15 protein-coding genes are annotated in these 17,229 nt (G+C 70.6%); 3 read left to right on the forward strand and 12 right to left on the reverse strand.

Annotation, left to right across the window (positions count from 1 at the left end; all coding sequences use genetic code 11):
- Positions 1–55 precede the first annotated feature (55 nt).
- The gene (locus tag MKK70_RS20740; protein WP_243949610.1) at positions 56–1,066 is read left to right on the forward strand and encodes an NAD(P)H-quinone oxidoreductase; all 1,011 of its coding nucleotides are present in this window, start codon (positions 56–58) and stop codon (positions 1,064–1,066) included.
- A 122-nt stretch (positions 1,067–1,188) separates the two neighbouring features.
- Positions 1,189–1,494, forward strand: a complete 306-nt coding sequence (locus MKK70_RS20745) for a hypothetical protein (RefSeq protein ID WP_147842947.1) — start codon at positions 1,189–1,191, stop codon at positions 1,492–1,494.
- A 25-nt stretch (positions 1,495–1,519) separates the two neighbouring features.
- Here the strand turns inward: MKK70_RS20745 and MKK70_RS20750 are convergent, their stop codons facing one another.
- The 8 genes from MKK70_RS20750 to MKK70_RS20785 all read right to left on the reverse strand — a co-directional run bounded on the left by MKK70_RS20750 (position 1,520) and on the right by MKK70_RS20785 (position 10,167).
- Positions 1,520–2,401, reverse strand: coding sequence for a 3-hydroxybutyryl-CoA dehydrogenase (locus tag MKK70_RS20750; protein WP_147727480.1), 882 nt, complete (start codon positions 2,399–2,401; stop codon positions 1,520–1,522).
- 213 nt (positions 2,402–2,614) lie between these two features.
- Positions 2,615–3,568 (reverse strand): electron transfer flavoprotein subunit alpha/FixB family protein, encoded by a 954-nt coding sequence (locus MKK70_RS20755; RefSeq protein WP_147858070.1) that lies wholly within the window; start codon positions 3,566–3,568, stop codon positions 2,615–2,617.
- 66 nt (positions 3,569–3,634) lie between these two features.
- Positions 3,635–4,384 (reverse strand): electron transfer flavoprotein subunit beta/FixA family protein, encoded by a 750-nt coding sequence (locus MKK70_RS20760; RefSeq protein WP_243949612.1) that lies wholly within the window; start codon positions 4,382–4,384, stop codon positions 3,635–3,637.
- A 210-nt stretch (positions 4,385–4,594) separates the two neighbouring features.
- Positions 4,595–5,167: a cob(I)yrinic acid a,c-diamide adenosyltransferase gene (locus tag MKK70_RS20765; RefSeq protein WP_147728509.1), complete on the reverse strand. Its 573-nt coding sequence runs from the start codon at positions 5,165–5,167 to the stop codon at positions 4,595–4,597.
- A 21-nt stretch (positions 5,168–5,188) separates the two neighbouring features.
- Positions 5,189–5,821 (reverse strand): acyloxyacyl hydrolase, encoded by a 633-nt coding sequence (locus tag MKK70_RS20770; protein ID WP_147728508.1) that lies wholly within the window; start codon positions 5,819–5,821, stop codon positions 5,189–5,191.
- A gap of 131 nt (positions 5,822–5,952) precedes the next feature.
- Positions 5,953–6,138 carry a twin transmembrane helix small protein gene (locus tag MKK70_RS20775; protein ID WP_147728507.1) on the reverse strand — a complete coding sequence of 62 codons (186 nt, stop codon included), beginning with the start codon at positions 6,136–6,138 and terminating at the stop codon, positions 5,953–5,955.
- Between the two features lie 92 nt (positions 6,139–6,230).
- Positions 6,231–8,849 carry a TIGR02302 family protein gene (locus MKK70_RS20780; RefSeq protein WP_243949614.1) on the reverse strand — a complete coding sequence of 873 codons (2,619 nt, stop codon included), beginning with the start codon at positions 8,847–8,849 and terminating at the stop codon, positions 6,231–6,233.
- Positions 8,850–8,958: 109 nt separating this feature from the next.
- Positions 8,959–10,167 (reverse strand): polyhydroxyalkanoate depolymerase, encoded by a 1,209-nt coding sequence (locus MKK70_RS20785; protein WP_243949616.1) that lies wholly within the window; start codon positions 10,165–10,167, stop codon positions 8,959–8,961.
- 224 nt (positions 10,168–10,391) lie between these two features.
- Here MKK70_RS20785 and MKK70_RS20790 point away from each other — a divergent pair, with 224 nt between their 5' ends.
- Positions 10,392–11,618: a TetR/AcrR family transcriptional regulator gene (locus MKK70_RS20790; RefSeq protein WP_243949618.1), complete on the forward strand. Its 1,227-nt coding sequence runs from the start codon at positions 10,392–10,394 to the stop codon at positions 11,616–11,618.
- A 25-nt stretch (positions 11,619–11,643) separates the two neighbouring features.
- Here the strand turns inward: MKK70_RS20790 and MKK70_RS20795 are convergent, their stop codons facing one another.
- From MKK70_RS20795 to MKK70_RS20810, 4 genes are all read right to left on the reverse strand, one after another.
- A complete protein-coding gene (locus MKK70_RS20795; protein WP_243949620.1) occupies positions 11,644–12,795 on the reverse strand; it encodes an acyl-CoA dehydrogenase family protein in 1,152 nt (383 codons plus the stop codon).
- A 170-nt stretch (positions 12,796–12,965) separates the two neighbouring features.
- On the reverse strand, positions 12,966–14,162 hold the full coding sequence (locus MKK70_RS20800) for an acyl-CoA dehydrogenase family protein (protein WP_243935302.1): 1,197 nt from the start codon (positions 14,160–14,162) through the stop codon (positions 12,966–12,968).
- A gap of 26 nt (positions 14,163–14,188) precedes the next feature.
- Positions 14,189–15,373, reverse strand: coding sequence for an acetyl-CoA C-acyltransferase (locus MKK70_RS20805; RefSeq protein WP_243949622.1), 1,185 nt, complete (start codon positions 15,371–15,373; stop codon positions 14,189–14,191).
- A complete protein-coding gene (locus MKK70_RS20810) occupies positions 15,370–17,058 on the reverse strand; it encodes an AMP-binding protein (RefSeq protein ID WP_409567953.1) in 1,689 nt (562 codons plus the stop codon). The genes MKK70_RS20805 and MKK70_RS20810 overlap by 4 nt, the downstream gene beginning before the upstream one ends.
- Positions 17,059–17,229: the final 171 nt, after the last annotated feature.

The raw sequence follows: 17,229 nt of genomic DNA on the forward strand, positions 1-17,229 counted from the left end.
GCCAACGGAGCGTCCGGCAGCAACTAGGGGCGAACCCTCGCGAGGAGACCGCCCGATGACGACGACGCTGCCCGAGACGATGCGCCAGGTCTGCTTCAACGGAGCCGGCGGCCCCGAGGTGATCGGCATCGAGACGGTGCCGCTGCCGAAGGCCGGGCCGGGACAGGTGCTGATCGAGGTGGTGTCGGCCGGCGTCAACCGTCCGGACGTGATGCAGCGCGGCGGCAAGTATCCGCCGCCGAAGGGCGCCACCGCGGTGCCGGGCCTCGAAGTCGCGGGCCGCATCGCGGCGCTCGGCGAGGGCGTGTCCGGCCTGTCCCTCGGCGACGAGGTCTGCGCGCTGGTGATCAGCGGCGGCTACGCCGAGTTCGCGGTGGCGGAGGCCGGGCATTGCCTGCCGAAGCCCGAGGTGCTGTCGCTCGTCGATGCCGGCGGCATCCCCGAGACGTTCTTCACGGTCTATTCCAACGTGGTGCAGCGCGGGCGGCTCGCCGCGGGCGAGACCTTCCTCGTCCATGGCGGATCGAGCGGCATCGGCTCCACGGCGATCCAGATCGCCAAGCACCTCGGCGCCCGCGTGCTGACGACGGCCGGCTCGGCCGAGAAGTGCGCGTTCTGCGAGTCGCTCGGCGCTGACGCCGCAATCAACTACCGCGAGGCCGACTTCGCCGAGGAGGTCCAGCGGCTGACCGACGGCAAGGGCGTCGACGTCATCCTCGACATGATCGGTGCGAGCTACCTCGCCAAGAACCTCGCCTCGCTCGCGATCGAGGGTCGCCTCGTGCTGATCGCCCTGATGGGCGGCAACAAGGTCGAGGCGCTCAACATCACGCCGATCATGATCAAGCGGCTCACCTTCACCGGCGCCACGCTGCGGCCGCGTCCGAACGCCGAGAAGGCGGAAATCGCCGACGGGCTCCGCCGCGACGTGTGGCCGGAGCTCGATGCCGGCCGCATCCGTCCGGTGATCCACGCGACCTTCCCCCTGGAAGAGGCGCAGAATGCGCATGCTCTGATGGAGTCGAGCGCCCACCTCGGCAAGATCCTGCTCGTCACCGGCCGCTGAGGCCGAGCGCGGCCGTATCGGGAGGAACCCCCGGCGACGGACCGGCGTTTGCCGGGTCGAGAACGCGTGCCGCCCTTCGGCACGCGGCGACGCCCTGACGGCGTATCGGTGAGGTCCTTGGAATGGTCGAGAAGCTTCCCAATCAGAACGCGCGCCAGGGCGAGCGCGGCAAGTCGGTGCTGTGGGTGCTGGTCGGCAGCCTCGTGCTGCTCGCGGTCGCCACGATCGGCTTGCTGACGTGGAACGGAGCCAACGCGCCGAAGGATTATGCCAGCCAGAGCCAGGACGCATCGCGCAAGGAGATCACCGGGTCGGTGACGGGCTCGAGCAATGCGCCGGCGTCGAGCAACAGCGGTGCCGTTCCGGCCGGCAACCCGACCTACCCGCAGCCGGCCCAGCCGAGCGCCAACGGCAATCAGCCCAAGTAGGCGATGAAAGCGACCCGGCCCGCGCTCAGCGGGTCGGGACCGGCGTCTCGCCGCGATAGTCGTAGAAGCCGCGCTTGACCTTGCGGCCAAGCCAGCCGGCCTCGACGTACTTCACCAGCAGCGGGCACGGTCGGTACTTCGAATCCGCCAGACCCTCGTAGAGCACCTGCATCACCGACAGGCAGGTATCGAGACCGATGAAGTCGGCGAGCTGCAGCGGGCCCATCGGATGGTTCGCACCGAGCCGCATCGCGGTGTCGATCGATTCGACCGAGCCGACGCCCTCGTAGAGCGTGTAGATCGCCTCGTTGATCATCGGCAGCAGGATGCGGTTGACGATGAAGGCCGGAAAATCCTCCGACATCGTCGAGGTCTTGCCGAGCTTTGCGATGAACGCCTTGGCCGACTCGTAGGTCGGGTCCTCCGTGGCGATGCCGCGGATCAGCTCGACGAGCTGCATCACCGGCACTGGGTTCATGAAGTGGATGCCGATGAAGCGCTCCGGCCGGTCGGTCGAGGCGGCGAGCCGGGTGATCGAGATCGAGGACGTGTTGGTGGCGATCAGCGCATCGGGCCGCAGCGACGTGCACAGCGTCGAGAAGATCTGCCGCTTGGTCGCCTCGTTCTCGGTCGCAGCCTCGATGACGAGGTCGCAGGGGCCGAGGTCGTCGTAGCTGCGGGCGGCGACGATGCGCTCGCGGACGTCGCGGCGCTGTCCCTCGTCCATCGTGCCCTTCGAGACCTGGCGCGCGAGGTTGCCGTCGATGTTGGCGAGGCCGGCGTTCAGGCGGTCGGGATCGCGGTCGTTCAGCAGAACGTCGAGGCCGGCCGCTGCGCAGACGTGAGCGATGCCGCTCCCCATCTGCCCGGCACCAATGATGCCGACCCGCTTGATATCGATGCCCATCTGTCGATCCATGCCCCCGACGCCGACGACCGAAGCGGTTGTCGAGCTGCCCTACGCCGCACGGCCCACCATCCGACGCGAAAGCTGGAAGGACTGTGCGGCGTTTCTTTTAGACCCTTCGTCGGCCCAAGTGGAACCCGTCGCGCACGCGATCGCGAGACGGGTTCGACCGGGTGACGCGATCCGACGACCTTCGGATCGCGACGAACGACTTCAGTTGCCCTTGGCCTTGCCGATCTCGGCCTGCAGTTCCGGCACGATCTGGAACAGGTCGCCGACGAGCCCGTAATCCGCCACCTGGAAGATCGGCGCGTCCTCGTCCTTGTTGATCGCGACGATGACCTTCGAATCCTTCATGCCGGCCAGGTGCTGGATCGCGCCGGAGATGCCGACGGCGACGTAGAGGTCGGGCGCGACCACCTTGCCGGTCTGGCCGACCTGCCAGTCGTTGGGGGCGTAGCCGGCATCGACCGCGGCGCGGGAGGCGCCGACGGCGGCGCCGAGCGAGTCGGCCAGCGGCTCGATCAGCTCCTTGAACTTGTCGGCCGAGCCGAGCGAGCGACCGCCGGAGACGATGCTCTTGGCCGCCGCCAGCTCCGGCCGGTCGGACTTGGCGATCTCCTCGCCCTTGAAGGTCGAGCCGCCGGCAGGGGGCGCCGCCGCCGTCACCGCCTCGACGGGGGCCGCCGCTCCGCCCTCGCCGGTGGCCTTGAAGGCGGCGGTGCGGACGGTGATCACCTTCTTGCCGGCGCCGGCCTGGACGGTCTGGATCGCGTTGCCGGCATAGATCGGGCGCTCAAACGTGTCGGGCGACACGACCGCCATGATGTCGGAGATCTGCGCGACGTCGAGCAGGGCGGCGACGCGCGGCAGGATGTTCTTGCCGGTGGTGGTCGCCGAGCACACGATCGCGTCGTAGGGCTCCGCGATCGCGACGATCAGCGCGGCGACCGGCTCGGCGAGGTCGTGGTCGTAGGCCGCGTCCTCGGCCAGCAGCACCTTGTCGACGCCGTCGAGCTTGGCCGCCGCGTCGGCGGCGGCCCGGCTGCCGGCGCCGACGACGAGGGCGTGGATGGGGGCGCCGAGCTGCTTGGCGGCGGTGAGCGCCTTCAAGGTGCCGTCCTTGATCTCGGACTGGCCGTGCTCGACGAGGAGGAGGGTGGTCATCGGTTCAAACCTCGGATCTCGGATGAGGCGCGCGCTCGACCGGATGCGGGAGCGCGCGCTGCGGGACTAGATGACGTTGGCCTCGGTCTTCAGCTTCTGCACGAGCTCCGCGGCCGAGCCGACCTTGATGCCGGCCGAGCGGCCCGGCGGCTCGGCGGTCTTGAGGACCTTCAGCTTCGGGGTGACGTCGACGCCGAGGGCGTCGGGCGTCATCTCCTCGAGCGGCTTCTTCTTCGCCTTCATGATGTTGGGCAGCGAGGCGTAGCGCGGCTCGTTGAGGCGCAGGTCGGTCGTGACGATCGCCGGGAGCTTGAGCGACACCGTCTGCAGGCCGCCGTCGACCTCGCGGGTCACGTCGAGGCTGCCCTCGCCGGCCTCGATCTTGAAGGCGAAGGTGCCCTGCGGCCAGCCGAGCAGCGCGGCGAGCATCTGGCCGGTCTGGTTCGAATCGTCGTCGATCGCCTGCTTGCCGAGGATCACCAGCTCCGGGTTCTCCTTCTCGACGATCGCCTTCAGGATCTTGGCCACCGCCAGCGGCTCGCAGACCGTGTCGGTCTTCACCAGGATCGCGCGGTCGGCGCCCATGGCGAGCGCGGTGCGGAGCGTCTCCTGGGCCTGCTGCGGGCCGATCGACACCGCCACGATCTCGGTGACCTTGCCCTTCTCCTTCAGGCGGATCGCCTCCTCGACGGCGATCTCGTCGAAGGGGTTCATCGACATCTTGACGTTGGCGAGCTCGACCCCGGAGCCGTCGGCCTTGACGCGGATCTTGACGTTGTAATCGACGACCCGCTTGACGGGCACCAGAACCTTCATGGCGGTCTACTTCCTCCGCGGCCGGATTGTTGTGATCGGCGAATTTCGGAGCGCCTTCGCAGGCGGCTCGCACAGGGCGCGGACCGTAACGGCCACATTTCCGCCTTGTCAACGCGGCGCGCGCACGCGCTTTCGAAAAGCCGCGGACGGTCGGCGAAGGGAATTCGGATCGGCGGTACGGCGGCGGGCGCGGATCGGCCCGGGCCCGCCCTAGCGGTTCTTGCCGGGCACCCAGAGCACGTCGTCGGCGCCGTCGGCGTTGGCCGCGCGGCTCGCCACGAACAGGAAGTCCGACAGGCGGTTGAGGTACTTCAGCGCCTCGGGCGAGACGATCTCGCCCTCGGTCGCCGCAAGCGCGACGGCGAGCCGCTCGGCCCGGCGGCTGACGGTGCGGGCGAGGTGGAGCGCGGCGGCGGCCGGCGAGCCGCCGGGCAGCACGAAGGACTTCAGCGGCGCGATGTTGGCGTTGAGCGCGTCGATGTCGGCTTCGAGCCGCGCCACCTGCGAGGCGACGATCCGCAGGGGCTCGTAGGCCGGGGGCGCGTCGCTCGGGGGCGTCGCGAGGTCGGCGCCGAGATCGAACAGGTCGTTCTGGATCGCGCCGAGCATCGCGTCGATGCGCGGCTCGGCGTGCTGGCGGGCGAGGCCGACGCAGGCGTTGGTCTCGTCGACGGTGCCGTAGGTCTCGACCCGCAGGTCCGCCTTCGACCGGCGCTGGCCGTCGGCCAGGGCGGTGGTGCCCTTGTCGCCGGTGCGGGTGTAGATGCGGTTGAGGGTGACCACGGGTGCGCCGACGCTTTCAGATCAGAAGGTGTAGCCGAGCTTGCCGCCGAAGTTGGTCAGGCCGCGGTTCTCGCCGCACAGGCCGGCATTCGACATGTGCTCGACGGTCGCCATGATGCTCCAATGCTCGGTGATGCGGAAGCCGAGCGCCGCGGCCTCGCGGAACAGCGGCGAGCAGCCGAGCGAGTTGAAGCCGTACGGGGCGAGCGCCTTCGGGCCGGTATAGCCGTTATGCGCGGCGCCGCCGAAGAAGCCGTCGATGAAGACGCGGCGGTCGAAGGTCTCGGGGAAGAGGTCGACCGACCAGGTCGCGCCGAGATAGGCGTAGCTGGTCCGGCCGCCGGTGTTGTAGCTGCCGCCCACCGTCGGGCGCGGCACGAAGGCCTGCCAGAACGGATCGGCGCTCACCAGCGGCTTCGAGAACAGGATCTCGCCGTTGACGTTCTGCTTCTCGAAGCCCGGGAGCTTGCCCTCGGCGCTGCCGGGATCCTGCACGGCGCCGCCGATCCGGACTTCGGAGACGATGCTGAGGGGCTGCACCGGCGGCGCGTAGGCCGCGGGCCGCGGCGCGTACCCGAGATCGGCTGCCGCGACGGGCGAGGCGATCGCGAGGGCAAGAGCGCCGGCGACGAGACGATGCGAGGAGGACTTCATGCGGGGCGGATCCGGTTGAGCCCGGAATTCCTAGCATGGGCCGGCCTGCCGGGGGCGCCGTTTCATCCGGCCCGCGCTCGAATGCGCCCCGGTGCGGCCCGGCGGTCACAGTCCCGGGCCGCCCCGATCCATCAGGCCGAGCGCCACCAGGCCACGCCCATGATCACCAGGATCGCCACGAACTGCAGCAGCACGCGCAGGCGCATCAGGCGCTGGGACAGGTTGGCGTCGCCCCCGCGCATCATGTTGGCGAGGCCGAGGAGGAGGATGACCGCGACCGCGAGGCAGGCGACGAGGACGACGGAGTTGCCGGACATGGACGGACGATCTCGACTGCGAGCGATTCCGCCCTTGTAGGCGCTTCGCCGGGCGAACGGCAGGGGCGATGCGACGCGGGCCGCGCCCCGGCTCAGTTCCGGCGCAGCAGGCGCTCGAAGTAGTCGAGCTCCTCCTGCGAGCGAGTCGGGTCGCCGAGCTTGCGCCGCAGCTCCTCCATGATCCGGCGCGCCCGCTGCACCGCCGATTCGTCGGCGGTCGGCACGCGCACGCGGCCGTCGCTCATGTCGCGCCCGCGGGTCGGGCGGCCGAGCGGGTCGTCGTCCTTGGCACCGGCCTGTCCCTGCTGGCCGGGCTGCTGGCCGTCGGGCTTGTCACCCTGGCCCTCGCCCTCGGCTTCGGCCGATTCCTGCATCTGCTGCTGCATGCCGTCGGCACCGCGCTTGAGCCCGTCGAGGGCGCGGCCCTGCGCGTCGACCGCGTCTCCGTCCTGGCCGTCCTTCAGGGCGTTCTCGGCCTCGCGCATCGCATCCTCGGCATCCGAAAGGCCTTCCTCGCCCTTCATGCCGTTCTCCTTCATGCGGTTCTGCAGGTCCTGCAGGCGCTGGCGCAGGGCCTGCTGGCGCTCGCCGACCCCGCCCTGCTGGCCCGGCTGCCCCTTGCCTTGCTGGCCCTGGCCCTGCTGCCCCTGCTCGCCTTGACCTTGCTGGCCCTGGCCCTGCTGGCCGGGGCTCTGCTGCCCCTTCTGCCCCGGCTTCTGCCCCGGCTGACCGCGGCTCGGCGGACGCTGGCCCTGCTCGCCGCCGGGCTTCTCCTGGCCTTCCTTGAAGGTCTCGTCGCGCAGGCCCTGCTGCTCGCGGGCCATCTGGTCGAGCTCCTTCATCTGCTTCTGCATCTCGCGGGCGGTCGGGTCGGACTTGCCGCCCTGCTCGGCGCTCTGCAGGTTCTCCAGGATGTTGCGCAGCTGCTCCATCAGGCGCTGCGCCTCGGCCGTGTCGCCGCGCTTCATCGCCTCGGCCATGTCCTTGAGCATCTTGTCGAGGTCGTCCGGCGTCACGCTCTTCGATGGCTGGCCCTGCTTGTCGCGCGAGCTCTGCTCGCGCGGCTGCTTGCTCTGCTTCTCGGCCAGCTGCTTCATGAACTTGTCGAGGGCCTGCTTGAGGTCCTGGGTCAGGCGCTGGATCTCGTCGTCGGGCGCGTTCTTCTCGATCGCCTCCTTAAGCCGGTCCTGCGCCTGCCGGAGCTTCTTCTCGGCGTCGGAAAGGTCGCCGTCCTCGATCTTGAGGGCCATCTCCCAAAGCAGGTCCGCGACCTCGGTGAGCGCGGCATCGTTGCCGGCCGCCCGCAGGCGCCGCGCCGCGGTCTTCAGGCCGAGGAACACCCCCGGCTGCGGCGTGAACATCTCTGGCGCGACGAGCAGTCCGTCGAGCGCCATCTGCACGCGGGCGCGGCCCTCGTCCGGCGTCACCACGAGGCGACGGCGCTCCTCGGCCAGCGCCCGCGCCAGCAGATCGCGGAAGGGGCGGGCGGGCAGCACCATCTCGATCGTCGGCGTGCGGCCCTCCTGGCCGGCCTCGTCCTTGACGAGATAGGTGAAGCGCACCTTCGCGCCCGACCAGGGGTTGTCGGTCAGGTCCACGAGCGTCTTGGTGTCGGTCTCGCCGCTCGCATCGCCCGGCAGCGCCAGGGCGATGCGCGGCGGCGGCACAAGCGAGCGCGTCCCCTCCAGCGGCTCGACGATCCCCTCGGCCGAGGCGATGCCGTAATCGTCCTTGGCGCGGTAGCTCAGGTTGAAGGTGCCACGCCCGTTCACCTCCGGGCCGCCGACCGCGTGGACCTCGGGCGGGGTGTCGGGGATCGCCTCGACGATCAGGCGCTGGGTCTGCCCCGGCGCGGCGATGGTGAGCTCGGCCGTCGGCCCGACGATCTGGAACCGGTCCTCGCGCAGGTCGGGTCGCGGCTCCTTGCCGGGCACGGCCTTGAGCCCGGCATTCGGCGTCAGCACGGTCTGCGCCGGGCCTTCGCCGGCGATGCGCACGATCAGCTGCGAATTCACCGGCACGCGCAGGCGCTGCTCGCCGCCAGACATCGCGACCGCGAGCGGCGGAAGCCGGGTGTAGAGCGGCGGGTCGATCCAGCCGTCGATGCGGTAGTTCGGGCCGGCCGAAGCGGCTTCGCGCCAGTCGAAGGCGCTGCCGAGGCGCTCGCGCCATTCCGGGCCGGCGACGAACAGGCTCGCCACCGCCGCGACCACGAGGCCGGCGCGCAGCGCGAACGGGTCGTGGCGCGGCATGCCGGGCCGCGGCCGGCCGACGCGCAGAGTCGCGACGGCGCTCGCCGCCCGCGCCTGATGCAGGGCCCAGAGCGCCCGCGTATCGGGATCGGTGGTGCCGACGGCAAGCGTGTCCTCGATCGTCGAGGCCGGGGCGTGAACCAGCGTCGCGTCGCGCGCCGCCGCCTCGCGGTCGATGCGGGCGAGCGCGGCGCGCCGGTCCGACCGGCGCAGCCGAGCGAGCGGGGCGAGCACGGCGACCAGCGCGGCACCGAAGGCGACGAGGCCGACGATGCGCCAGGTGGCGGAGAGATCGAGCCAGAGGCCGAGCCAGGAGACGGCGAGGAAGGCCAGCACGACGCCGAGGCCGCGCCACAGCACCGGCCAGGCCCGCTCCCACAGGCCGGCGGCGTTGGAGCGCGCCACCAGCCGGTCGAGCCGTGCGGCGGTGCCGGATCGCTTCGGATCGTTACTGCTCACGCCCGCAATCGCCTCGCCGCTCTCGAACCAGCACGTTCGTGCCGGCAAGCTAGCATGGTGCGCATCGTGCGCGTGCGGGTCAAATCCGCTCAGGGCGGGTCGGCCGTCCTCAGTTGTGCGACTGGATGAAGTTGCGCACCAGCGGGTAGGTCTGCCCCTCCCACTTGCGGCCCGAGAACACCCCGTAATGGCCGACGCCGGCCTGGAGGTGGTGGCTGCGCATGTGCGGGGGCAGGCCGGTACAGAGGTCGTGCGCCGCCATGGTCTGGCCGACGGCGCAGATGTCGTCGCGCTCGCCCTCGACCGTCATCAGCGCGGTCTTGCGGATCGCGCGCATGTCGATCCAGTTGCCGCGATAGGTCAGCTCGTTCTTGGCCAGGGTGTAATCCTGGAACACCGTCTTGACGGTCTCGATGTAGAACTCCGCCGCGAGGTCGAGCACGGCGAAGTACTCGTCGTAGAACCCGGCGATCGCGTCGGCCTTCTCGACCTCGCCGTTGGCCATGTGCCAGAACAGGTCCGCATGGCCCTGGACGTGGCGCTTGGTGTTCATCGAGACGAAGGCCGAGACCTGGACGAAGCCGGGATAGACCCGGCGGCCGGCGCCCTTGTGGCGCCGCGGCACGGTGGCGATCAGGTTCTTCTCGAACCACTCGATCGGCTTCGAGGTGGCGAGCGCGTTCACCGAGGTCGGGCTGATGCGGCAATCCACCGGGCCGGCCATCAGCGTCATGCTGCGGGGCGTGGCCGCATCCTTCGATTCCGCCATCACGGCGGCGGCGGCGAGCGCCTGGACGGTCGGCTGGCAGACCGCAAGCACGTGCGCGGGGCCGTCCATCGCCCCGAGGAACTGCACGAGGTGCCCGACATAGTCGTCGAACCCGAACGCGCCGTCGGAGAGCGGCACGTCGCGGGCGTTGTGCCAATCGGTGATGTAGACGTCGTGGTCGGGCAGCAGGGTCTTCACCGTGCTGCGCAGCAGCGTCGCGAAATGGCCCGAGAGCGGGGCCACGACCAGCACCTTCGGCTGCTCGGAATCGATGTCCTTGCGAAAGCGCAGCAGGGTGCCGAACGGCGTGATGAGGACCGGCTCCTCGACCACCGAAACCTCGCGGTTGCCGACCGTCACCGCCTCGATGCCGAAGGACGGGCGCGCGAAGGTCAGTCCGGCGCGCATCATCATGCGGGCGCCGGCCGACATCCAGTTCACCGGATCGCCGAAGGCGGTCCAGGGCGAGACAGCATCGTGCAGCACGCGCCCCCAGGCCCGCGTCTGCTGGGCCAGGTCGCACTGCATCTCGAACGCGTCGTACAGCATGGGGCGGGCACTCGTGCGCGACCGGCCCGACAGGCGGGCGGTCGCGGCTTCGGGATGGGGCTGATACGCCGCTTCGTGCTGCATCATCATGCGGTGAGGATCAGACGGCCGCGCACCCACCGCAACCGTCTAAAAGTACGAAGCCGTCGGCCTGTGTCTTCGCAGTACCACGTTTGACGGCGCGGCGCTTGTCAGTTCGTGCGCCGCCATGCTCAACCGCTGGGATGATCGACGGAGGCAGGCCCGCGGCCGGGCAGACCAAACGCTATGCCCTCAAGCGCGGGGCGATCCTCGATGCGGCGGCACGGCACTTCAACGCCCGCGGCATCCGCGGCACGGCGCTGAACGACGTCGGCGGCAGCGTCGGGCTGATGCCCAACAGCATCACCTACTATTACCGCCGCAAGGAGGACCTCGCGGCCGCCTGCTACGTCAGCACGATCGCGTGGCACGAGGCGCTGCTCGCCGAGACGGCGGCGCTCGCCGATCCGGCAGAGCGCCTCTCCGCGTTCCTGGCCGCCTACTTCCGCGACCTCGCGGCGATCGAGACCGGGGCGCGGGCGCCTCAGGTCCGGCTGACCGACATGCGCGCGCTGCCCGAGCCGCAGAGCGCGGCGGTCTACGCTGCCTACAACGCCTTCTTCCGGCAGGCGCGCGCCGCGTTCTTCCCCGAGGCCGCCTTCCCGGGCCTCGACCGCGACGCGTTGCGGGCACGGACGCACCTCGTCGTCTCGGTGGTGCACACGGTCCGCGCCTGGATCGACCGCTACGAGGCGGCGGATTACCCCCGCGTCGGGGCGCGGATCGCCGATCTCCTGCTGCGCGGCTTGCCGAGCCCGGAGAGCCGCTGGAGCGGCGACGCACCGGACCCGATCACGGCCCAGGGCGACCCGACCGAGCCGTTCCTGCGGGCGGCGACGGCGCTGATCAACGAGGAAGGCTATCGCGGCGCCTCGGTGGAGAAGATCTCGGCGCGGCTCAGCGTCACCAAGGGCTCGTTCTACCATCACAACGACAACAAGGACGACCTGATCGCCCAGTGCTTCGCGCGCACCTTCGCCATCCTGCGCCGGGAGCAGGAGGCGGCCGAGGCGGCCGGCGGCACCGGCTGGACGCGGATCACCGCCTGCGCCCGCGCGCTGATGCGCCACCAGGTCTCCGAGGGCGGCCCGCTCCTGCGCTGCACCGCCGTCGGCGCCCTGCCGGACACCCTGCGCGCCGAGATCCCGCTGACCATGCGCCGCCTGTGGGAGCGCCTGGCCTTCCCGATCGGCGACGGCATCGCCGACGGCTCCATCCGCGCCGTCGACCCGTCGATCGCCGCGCAGGTCGTGAGCAGCATGATCGACGCCGCCTCCGACCTCGACCGCTGGTGCGACGTCGCCGGCGCCGATGCGGCCGAGATCTTCGTGCGCCCGCTGTTCATGGGGATCCACGCGGCCGCCGATTAGCGCGTGCCCGGGTCCTCGGATCGCGTCAGGCCGCGATCAGGCCGCCGTCGTCGGCGACGCGGCGCAGGTGGTAGGGCGTGTCGCCGAGCTGGTACTCGATCATCGCCAGGCGCTTGAAGTGGTGCGCACCGATGTACTCCATGGTCATGCCGATGCCGCCGTGGAGCTGGACCGCTTCCTGGCCGAGGAAGCGGCACGCCTTGTTGACCTGCACCTTCACCGCCGACAGGGCGGCGGCACGCTCGGCGGCATCGCCGGCCTCGACCATCATCGCCCCGTAGATCGCCATGGAGCGCGCCTGCTCGAGGGCGATCAGCATGTCGACCGCCCGGTGCTGCAGCGCCTGGAAGCTGCCGACCGTGACGCCGAACTGCTTGCGCGTCTTGAGGTAATCGACGGTCAGCGCATGCAGCGCCGACATCGAGCCGAGGGCCTCGGCCGCCAGCGCCGCGATCCCATGCTCGGCGACGCGCACCAGCAGCGGCAGGCCGCCCTCGGAATCGCCGAGCACGTCGCCGCCATCAACGGCCACGCCGGCGAAGGTCACCTCCGCGGCCCGGCCGCCATCCTGGGTCGGATAGGGCTCGATGGTGACGCCCGGCGCATCGGCCGGCACCACGAACAGGCCGATCCCGTGCGGGTCGCGGCGCTCGCCCGAGACTCGGGCGCTGACGACGATCAAGCCGGCGGAATCGGCGTTCAGCACGATGCTCTTCTGCCCGTCGAGCACGAAGCCCGAGCCGTCGCGGCGGGCCCTGGTCGCGACATCGTGAAGGTCGTAGCGGGACTGCCGCTCGGTTTGGGCGAGGGCGAGGCGGGTCAAACCCTCCACGATCCCAGGAAGCCAGCGCCCCTTCTGGGCCGAATCGGCGCCGAGCCGGATCGCGGTGGAGCCGAGCACGCCGCTGGCGAAGAACGGCTCGACCGCGAGGTTCCGGCCGATCGCCTCCATCACGATCATCGTCTCGACGGCGCCGCCGCCGAACCCGCCATCCTCCTCGGAGAAGGGCAGGCCGCAGACGCCGAGTTCGGCGAGCTTGCCCCAGCTCGGCTCGGAGAACCCCAGAGGCTCGCGGGTCCGGGCCTGGCGCGCCTCCAGCGACGGGTAGCCGTCGGCGCAGAAGCGCTCGACGCTGTCGCGCAACAGGTTCTGCTCGCCGCTGAAATCGAAGTCCATGGTGTCATCCGTTCGAAGCCGCAAAGAGGCTTCCGAGAGAAACGCGGGTCCCCTCTCCCGTGCGGGAGAGGGCAGGGTGAGGGCTCCAGGTCTTTCCGGCGACGACGCATCCCTCTCCCCAGCTCTCTCCCGAACGGGAGAGGGCGGCGCAGTGCGTCCTGCGGGAGGTCTCACAAGCCCAAGATGCCCTTGGCGATGACGTTGTGCTGGATCTCGTTCGAGCCGCCGTAGATCGAGACCTTGCGGTTGTTGAAGTAGCTCGGCGCGGCCGCGTCGACCCAGTCGAAGCCGCCGGGCGGGTTGTTGGCGCCGGCGCCGCGCTGGGGCGCGGCGAGCGAGAACGGCCCTGCGAGCTCCACCAGCAGCTCGGTCGCCGCCTGCTGCAGCTGCGAGCCGCGGATCTTCAGGAGCGAGGAGGCCGGGTCGGGCTGCACCGAATCGGCGCGGCCCTGCTTGGCCGCGACCCGCATCTGGGTGATCTCCAGTGCCTTCAGCTCGATCTCGACCTCGGCGACCCGTCCGCGGAAATCGCCGTCGTCCCACATCGAGCCGGCGCCGGAGGGCATCTCCTTGGCGAGGCGCTTGATGCGCTGGATGCGCTCCTTGGTCAGGCCGATGCGGGCGATGCCGGTGCGCTCGTTGGCGAGCAGGAATTTCGCGTAGTCCCAGCCCTTGTTCTCCTCGCCGATCAGGTTCTCGACCGGCACGCGCACGGAATCGAAGAACACCTCGTTGACCTCGTGGCGCCCCTCCAGGGTGATGATCGGGCGCACGGTGATGCCGGGCGACGTCATGTCCATCACGAGGAAGGAAATGCCACGCTGCTTCTTCGCCTCCATGTCGGTGCGCACGAGGCAGAAGATCCAGTCGGCATGCTGGCCCAGCGTCGTCCAGGTCTTCTGGCCGTCGACGACGTAGTGGTCGCCGTCCCGCACCGCCTTGGTCTTGAGCGAGGCGAGGTCCGAGCCGGCGCCGGGCTCGGAGAAGCCCTGGCACCACCAATCGTCGAGATTGGCAGCCCGCGCGAGGAAGCGCTGCTTCTGCTCCTGGTTGCCGAAGGTCGCGAGCACCGGGCCGAACATGTAGCAGTTGAACTGCTGCGGCAGCGGCACCGCCGCCTGCAGCAGCTCCTCGGTGTAGATGTAGCGCTGGATCGGCGTCCAATCCTGGCCGCCCCATTCCTTGGGCCAGTGCGGCACGGCCCAGCCGCGCGCGTTCAGGATGCGCTGGGACGTGACGACGTCGTCCTTGCCCAGGCCGCGGCCTTCCGAGACCTTGCGCCGGATCTCGGCCGGGATCTTCTCGCGGCAGAAGCTGCGGACCTCGTCGCGAAACGCGATCTCGTCGGCGGTGTAGCGCAGGTCCATCGGTGTCTCCTGATCATCGCGGATCGCTAGGCGGCGATCTCGAAGACGCCGGCGCAGCCCATGCCGCCGGCCACGCACATGGTGACGACGGCGTAGCGCGCCTTGCGCCGGCGACCCTCGAGCAGGGCGTGGCCGACGAGGCGGGCGCCGCTCATGCCGAAGGGGTGGCCGACGCTGATCGCGCCGCCGTTGACGTTGACCCGCTCGGGATCGATCCCGAGCGTGTCGCGGCAATAGAGCGACTGGCTGGCGAAGGCCTCGTTCAGCTCCCACAGGTCGATGTCGGCGACCTTGAGCCCGTGGCGTTCGAGCAGGCGCGGGACGGCGAAGACCGGGCCGATGCCCATCTCGTCGGGGCCGCAGCCGGCCGAGGCGAACCCGCGGAAGCTGCCGAGCGGGGCCAAACCGCGCCGCGCCGCCTCCGCCCCCGACATCACCACGCAGGCGGACGCGCCGTCCGAGAGCTGGCTGGCGTTGCCGGCGGTGACGAACGCGTGCTCGCCGCGCACGGGCTTGAGCTTGGCCAAGCCTTCCAGCGTCGTGTCGGGGCGGTTGCCCTCGTCCTTGGCGAGCCGGGTCTCAACGGTGCGGGTCTCGCCCGTGGCCTTGTCGGTGACCGACATCATCGCGGAGATCGGCACGATCTCGTCGTCGAACAGGCCCCGCTCCTGCGCCGCCGCGGTGCGGCGCTGGCTTTCGAGCGCGAACGCATCCTGCGCCTCGCGCGAGATGCCGTAGCGCCCGGCGACGATGTCGGCGGTCTCGATCATCGGCATGTAGATCGCCGGCAGGTGCGCCAGCAGCCAATCGTTCCGGGTCAGCTCCTTCTGCACCTTGGGCTGCACGAGGCTGATCGATTCGAGGCCCCCGGCCACCGCCACAGGGACGCCGTCGAGAATGACGCGGCGGGCGGCGCTGGCGATCGCCTCCAGGCCCGACGCGCAGAACCGCGATACGGTCACGCCGGCCGACCCGACCGGGATGCCAGCGACGAGGCTCGCGTGCCGCGCGACGTTGCCGCCCGTGGCGTTCTCCGGGTAACCGCAGCCGAGGACCACCTCCTCGACCTCGCCCGGCTCGACGCGCGCGCGCTCGACGGCGGCGCGGATCGCGTGCGCGCCGAGATCGGCGCCGTCGGTGAGGTTCAGCGCGCCGCGGAACGCCTTGCCGATCGGCGTGCGGGCGGTCGAGACGATGACGGCGTCGGTCATGCAGGGTCGGCTCCGGTCTTCGCGCGCTCTTCGGCGACGAGCACGCTGGCGAGCAGTTTGCCCGCCGGGCTGCGGGGCAGGGCGTCCCGGAACTCGAGCGCCCGGGGGATCTCGTGGCGGCCGATGCGGCTGCCGAGGAAGTCGTTGAGCGCGTCGAGGCTGAAGCGCTCGGCGCCGGGCTTCAGGGTGACGAAGGCCTTGGCCGCCTGCCCGCGGTACGCGCAGGGCACGCCGATGACGATCGTCTCGGCGACGGCCGGGTGCTCGTAGATCGCGCTCTCGATCTGCACCGGATAGACGTTGTAGCCGCCGGAGATGATCATGTTCTTGCGCCGGTCGACCAGGTCGAACAGGCCGTTCTCGTCCACCCGCCCGATGTCCCCGGTGAGGAACCAGCCGTCGCGGAACGCGTCCGCGGTGGCGTCGGGTTGCTCGAAGTAGCCGACGAAGACGTTCGGCCCGCGGATCGCGATCTCGCCGGTCTCGCCCGTCGGCACCTCCACCGACGGGTCGTCGAGGGAGACGACGCGCATCTCGACGCCCTTCAGCGGAATGCCGATCACGCCGGGGCGGCGCTCCCCCGCCCGCGGCAGGCGGGTGCCCGCCGGCGCGGTCTCGGTCATGCCCCAGCCGACGGCGAGGTTCACGCCCATCAGCCGGCTGAGGCGGCTCATCACGTCGAAGGGCAGGGGCGCGCCGCCACTCATGCACGAGCGCAGCGACGAGAAGTCCACCGCCTCGATGCCGGGGCGGTTCAGCAGCGCGAACCACATCGTCGGCACGCCCGGCAGCGCCGTAGCGCGGCGGACCTCGATGTCGGCGATGATCTCGTCCAGGTCGAAGCGCTGGCGCAGCAGGATCTGGGTGCCGCCGCGGATGCCGCGCAGCAGCACCGTCGTCAGCGCGTAGATGTGGAAGAGCGGCAGCACGCAGACGGTGCGGGCCGAGGCCTCGCCCTCGTCCCCGTCGTCGGTCCAGAGCCGGTACATCGAGACGGAAGCCGTCAGGTTGCCGTGGGTCAGCATCGCCGCCTTCGGCAGCCCGGTGGTGCCGCCGGTGAACTGCAGCAGCATCACGTCGGAGGGCTTGCGCTGCGGCCAGGCCGCCGGACGCGGAGCCCGGCGCAGGGCCGACAGGGTCACGACGCCCGGGCGCTCGGGGATCGGCAGCGGCTCGGACACCGTCGAGGCGCCCCATTCCGCGTCGTCGCCGACGAGCAGGGTGTCGACGGCGCCCTCGTCGAGGAGCTTCAGCGCCACCGGCAGGAAGCCCGGGAGGTTGGTGGTGACGAGGACGCGCGCGCGGGTGGTGCCGAGCTTGTGCGCGAGCTCGCGCGGCGCATCGAGACCGGACAGGTGCACCACCCGCAGGCCGGCCCGAGCCGCCGCGAAGAAGGCGACCGGGTGGAACGGGGTGTTCGGCAGGTGGAGGCCGATCGTGGCGTCGGGCGTCAGCCCGCGATCGATCAGGCCGGCGGCGACCGCCTCGACGTGGTCAGCGAATTCGGGAAAGCCGATCGCGCGTCCGCGGAAATCGAAGGCCGGGCCCTTCGCCGCGGCGACGCCCGCCGCCAGCAGGTCCGGGATGGTGCCGATCTCGACCGGGCCGTCCCAGTCGCAGGCATTCGGGAAATGGCGCGCCCAGGCCTGTGCCCGCGGCTCCGCCGTCGGCTCGGTCTCCCGGATCGCCTGATGCGACACGCCAACCTCCCAGACGCGGCCTCGTGCGGGCCGCTGTTCCATGATTGCGAAATTCGATCTATGCCGATGCCGGGCGGTGTCAACCGAACATACCGGTTTTTCGAAAACGGAATGGGCGGACCGGTGTCGAGCGGCGCCGCAGACGTGCCGGATACG

Source organism: Methylobacterium sp. E-041 (assembly GCF_022829665.1).
In the GTDB taxonomy this organism is placed as follows: Bacteria; Pseudomonadota; Alphaproteobacteria; order Rhizobiales; family Beijerinckiaceae; genus Methylobacterium.